The sequence below is a fragment of the Candidatus Zixiibacteriota bacterium genome (assembly GCA_022865345.1).
GTDB lineage: Bacteria > Zixibacteria > MSB-5A5 > MSB-5A5 > RBG-16-43-9 > RBG-16-43-9.
Genome location: JALHSU010000006.1, coordinates 1 through 3,876 on the forward strand (window position 1 = coordinate 1; position 3,876 = coordinate 3,876).

Genomic DNA, 3,876 nt, shown 5'->3' on the forward strand with positions numbered 1-3,876 from the left:
AATAAAAGATTCCAATGATGGAGCGTTTCCTTTAGGGTCAATACATTCAGGGGCTAAGAGATTTAGAGTACATCCCCTTAATAATGCCTTTATCATAGATTCACTCATTACTGTATCTTTAGCTTCCATATTCCCTCCTATTCTACCTTTCGGAAGTTTGCTTTGAGCATATCTTGTTGAGCCTCTAACTCACTTTGTAACCTTGAGGCTACACATTCACCTTTTATGTGTAATCGGGTTAATGGATATTTCTCAGTAGGTTCGGGATAATAAGGTTTAAGGTAGCGTATTCTATCACCGTTCTCTTTGATTTCGAGACATTGATTGTCTTGCAGAAATAACTCCATTTTGGTCAGAGGCAAACTCTGGTCTTTTGAGAGCCGAACATAGCCATCCTCTTTAGCCAGTTCTGGGAAAGCCTTGGCATAATCATCAGCACATTTAAGACAGGATTCAGGTGATTGCCACCTAGTCTGCTTAAAAAGATTAAAGGCGTGAGTAGCCATTGCTTGCCAAACATCAGGGTAATCTCCCTTGTGCCAAATCTCCGCCAAGTCATTTGCTATTTGTTCTCTTAATTCCTGTTCTGTCATATTCCCTCCTTTACTCACTCTGCCCTCCATATTTGGACTTAAGGGATTGAATATCAACTCGGCATTTCTCGCCAGCCTTAACTCTTACTGAACGCCAGCCGTGAGTAATAGCTAACGAGCTCAAGGTATCAATTTCCTCTCCCAAGAGCTTGGTATAGCAGTCATAAACCCCAAATATCTCCCTTGCCACTTGCTGGATTAGAGGCTCATAATAAACTGTAGCGACATCGAGATGGGCTTGGGCTATAAGTTGCCAGCGTTTCATCTCCCATTCTGCATCAGTCATCTCAATGGCCTCATATTCCTCTTCCCATTTAGTATTTAACTTATCTAAATCGCCTTCACTTAATATCCTTGGCTTCTCCATTTAATCCTCCTTTACTCACTCTTGGCTTTAATAAGGTTCGACGGCTTTCCGTCTCGCTGCCAATTCTTCAGAATCCCGACAATATATCTCCAGAACGGTTGATTCTGTGCCAAGGCTTCTCTGATAGCATCCATAACCCAGGACTGAGAATACCGGGCACAGGCAGCGCTTAATTCGTACTCCATTTCTTCATTAACAGTCCCACCGAGTAAAATGTTCTCTTGATAAGCTGTTATTACTTCTTTTGTTGATAAAGACTGAGATACGGGGGGATTAAGAGGGGTATCTTTCTCTTCTACTTTAACTTTAACTTTAGTTTCTACTTTAACTTGTGCGGGATTATTTCCAGAATCCTTCCGTAAATTTCCCGTTTCAGGAGCAGGGATTTGCGAGGGAAGTTCCTTGCTCTTGTTCAATCCTATTTGGTGCTTCTTAAAATTCGGGAAGCAAATGTATGTTGTGCCACCGTTGGCGTAACGTTGGATTAGCCCACTTTCTGCCAATTCATCAAGGTATTTTTGCGTGGTTCTGACGTCCATAGAACGTTGAGGGAACACTATACTCTTGACCGTCTGGGGGTCTCCGTACATCCTGCCTTCACAATCGAGATGCGGTATAAGCCAAGTGAAAAGAAGTCGCACACTATCATTTGACAGGGCGTTCACCTTCTCATCAAGGCTAATGACCTTGTTTATCATTCTGCCTCTAGCCATCTAACCCTCCAGTCATATCAAAACCCCTTGCCGTGTCGGTTCATAACTAGCATCATATCTTTGTGTTTGCCCCTTTGGGTATGGTTCCGCCTTGTATCTTAAATCCTTCAAAATATCAGTCCGTTGTTTTCTATCCCCAATGATGTAAACATAACGGTGCTTGCGAACTCTATCTTCTAAATAGAAGTCCTCGCCAAACTTCATGCGCATAGCTTCAGCGCGGTTCCCTTGCCCTCTGGTCATATCAGCGATTGTTATTCCATGAAGATGTTCCAATCCCTTAACTTTCCAGTCTGTGCGCTTGGCACTTAGGCCTGTATAGAGGAAATTACACGCCTGATATATGATACCTAGATGCCCATGAGAAGGGTCTGCGAAGGAGATGACAATACTGGGGCGTGGTAATAGTCTAAGACATTTAGATACGAAGAAACTTGTGCTATTTGCGGGTAGGTCATCTTCCACTACCAATCGGTTTAACTCCAGTGTTATATCTAAATGTTTGAAGCCACAAATCCCTTCTCGTAGAGGGCTACTGGGAGGAGTCCCGAAGGTACAAACCCCCTGAAGAAGTTCGCATGGGTCATATAATCCGAAGGCCCAACTAATTGAAGGGATACGATGGGCATAATGTTTGTTAAGCAACCACTCATGGGTTTGATGTGCCGGAATTTGCCGTACAATAAATTGGAGCGGTGAGGTCGGGATTGAACCGCCTTCTCTTATCTGGTTCGATAATTGTTCTACCTTTAAACTATCACCGCTTATCTCAGGTGTTTCATTAGCCATCTACTCCTCCAGTCATACTAGCTCCATTACTTCTTGAGAAGACCGCTTAAATATCATTTATTCCAGTTTTCTGCCATTGTTCCCAAGTTTTTAAGGGTATTACGAGATTAACAAAATTAGGAGTAGAACACTGCTCACAAATATAATCAGCAAGAATATGATAGATAGTTTTCCCCGACAGTTGCTTTTTGCTATCCCTTAATAATTGGCGGTATATGCCCGTTTCAACACAGAGCACATGGGTTCTAACAAGCTCTGGCAAATCGGATACCTTTAGAGGAAATTCGTCATGCCACATTTTCAGACTTGCCTCCCTCATACGTTTATCCCGAATCGCCATAAGAGACTTTAAGGCAATTATTTGCTTTGTGAGTAAACGTGCAACCTTGTGGCGAATGTCCCTAAATTCTTGCTTCTCCAAGATATTACTTGTCAAATTTACGGCAGCCATTGAATCCCCAAAGGTATATTTGAATCCACCGCCTTTTTCATTCTCCATAATATCCTCCTATAATTAAGATTGTTACCCACTTATCTTGATAATAAGGCTTCACTCTCTCCATAGGGTTACTTTAATCTCCTGGCATCTCCACTCTTATAAAGGAATAGACAAATACCCAACCTCTAATGATTGGAATGACACTCGTAGCATAACCACTTAACTTGTAATGGTTTAGAGTAATCATCATGGTGAGCTGTGACCTTACGAAGCTTGCCACATTGTGAGCAATTTGTTGGCTTGATAACTTTGCCTGAAAGTACAGCCCTATTAAGTATGTCACGAGCCTTTGTCTTTTCATTCTTAGGACGTTTATGATTTGCCAAACGTTCGCGCATCCTAAACTTTTCTGGGTTTGTTTGGCGTGCTCGGCGCATATATTCCCGATTAATTCTATTTGTATTTTCCTTATTCCTAGTCGCCATAGATAATTTCCCATGACACTTCCTACACTTCGACGTAATCCCAGGGGTACGTTTACATGGGAAGAACGCCTCAGTCGGTAAATATTGCCCACATCCAGTACATTGCCAGAGTTTAATACCGTCTTTGAATACATATTTCTTATATCGCATACCCACATTATAATACAATACCCACTGGCTTATCAACTTTAGTAAAGGTATAAACGAAAACGAATGGATTCGGGATACAGTGATACCTTTCAGGGTGCTTGGTAGCCTTAGGAATAGGCACAGCATCGGCTTCACACCACGGGAATTGCCAATACTCAAAAATCTTTAATTCCCTGTTCCAGACACGTTTCCACTTGGCATTGATGGAGTCCCAGAGAATAGAGAACCTAGCTTTCGCCCCACTTATGAAGCTACTTATCCCTGGTTCAATCTCTATCCTTCTTGTGCAAAATCGGGGGTCAATTCCCTCCGCCTTAGCATCCTCTTCTGTTATATCTTG

5 protein-coding genes and 1 pseudogene are annotated in these 3,876 nt (G+C 42.2%); all 6 read right to left on the reverse strand.

What is annotated here, in order from left to right:
• Window positions 1-137 precede the first annotated feature (137 nt).
• The gene (locus tag MUP17_00230; GenBank protein MCJ7457408.1) at window positions 138-593 is read right to left on the reverse strand and encodes a hypothetical protein; all 456 of its coding nucleotides are present in this window, start codon (window positions 591-593) and stop codon (window positions 138-140) included.
• A 10-nt stretch (window positions 594-603) separates the two neighbouring features.
• Window positions 604-960: a hypothetical protein gene (locus tag MUP17_00235; protein ID MCJ7457409.1), complete on the reverse strand. Its 357-nt coding sequence runs from the start codon at window positions 958-960 to the stop codon at window positions 604-606.
• A gap of 11 nt (window positions 961-971) precedes the next feature.
• On the reverse strand, window positions 972-1,673 hold the full coding sequence (locus MUP17_00240; GenBank protein ID MCJ7457410.1) for a hypothetical protein: 702 nt from the start codon (window positions 1,671-1,673) through the stop codon (window positions 972-974).
• A gap of 688 nt (window positions 1,674-2,361) precedes the next feature.
• Window positions 2,362-2,437: pseudogene (locus tag MUP17_00245) on the reverse strand.
• Between the two features lie 71 nt (window positions 2,438-2,508).
• Entirely contained in the window at window positions 2,509-2,961 is a 453-nt protein-coding gene (locus tag MUP17_00250; protein MCJ7457411.1) for a hypothetical protein, read from the reverse strand.
• A 582-nt stretch (window positions 2,962-3,543) separates the two neighbouring features.
• On the reverse strand, window positions 3,544-3,876 hold a 333-nt coding region (locus tag MUP17_00255; GenBank protein ID MCJ7457412.1), incomplete at its 5' end, for a hypothetical protein.

Excerpts from the sequence above, each read along its gene's own strand:
- MUP17_00230 (MCJ7457408.1), bottom strand. The coding sequence starts at position 593 with ATGACAGAACAGGAATTAAGAGAACAAATAGCAAATGACTTGGCGGAG.
- MUP17_00235 (MCJ7457409.1), bottom strand. The coding sequence starts at position 960 with ATGGAGAAGCCAAGGATATTAAGTGAAGGCGATTTAGATAAGTTAAAT.
- MUP17_00240 (MCJ7457410.1), bottom strand. The coding sequence starts at position 1,673 with ATGGCTAGAGGCAGAATGATAAACAAGGTCATTAGCCTTGATGAGAAG.
- MUP17_00250 (MCJ7457411.1), bottom strand. The coding sequence starts at position 2,961 with ATGGAGAATGAAAAAGGCGGTGGATTCAAATATACCTTTGGGGATTCA.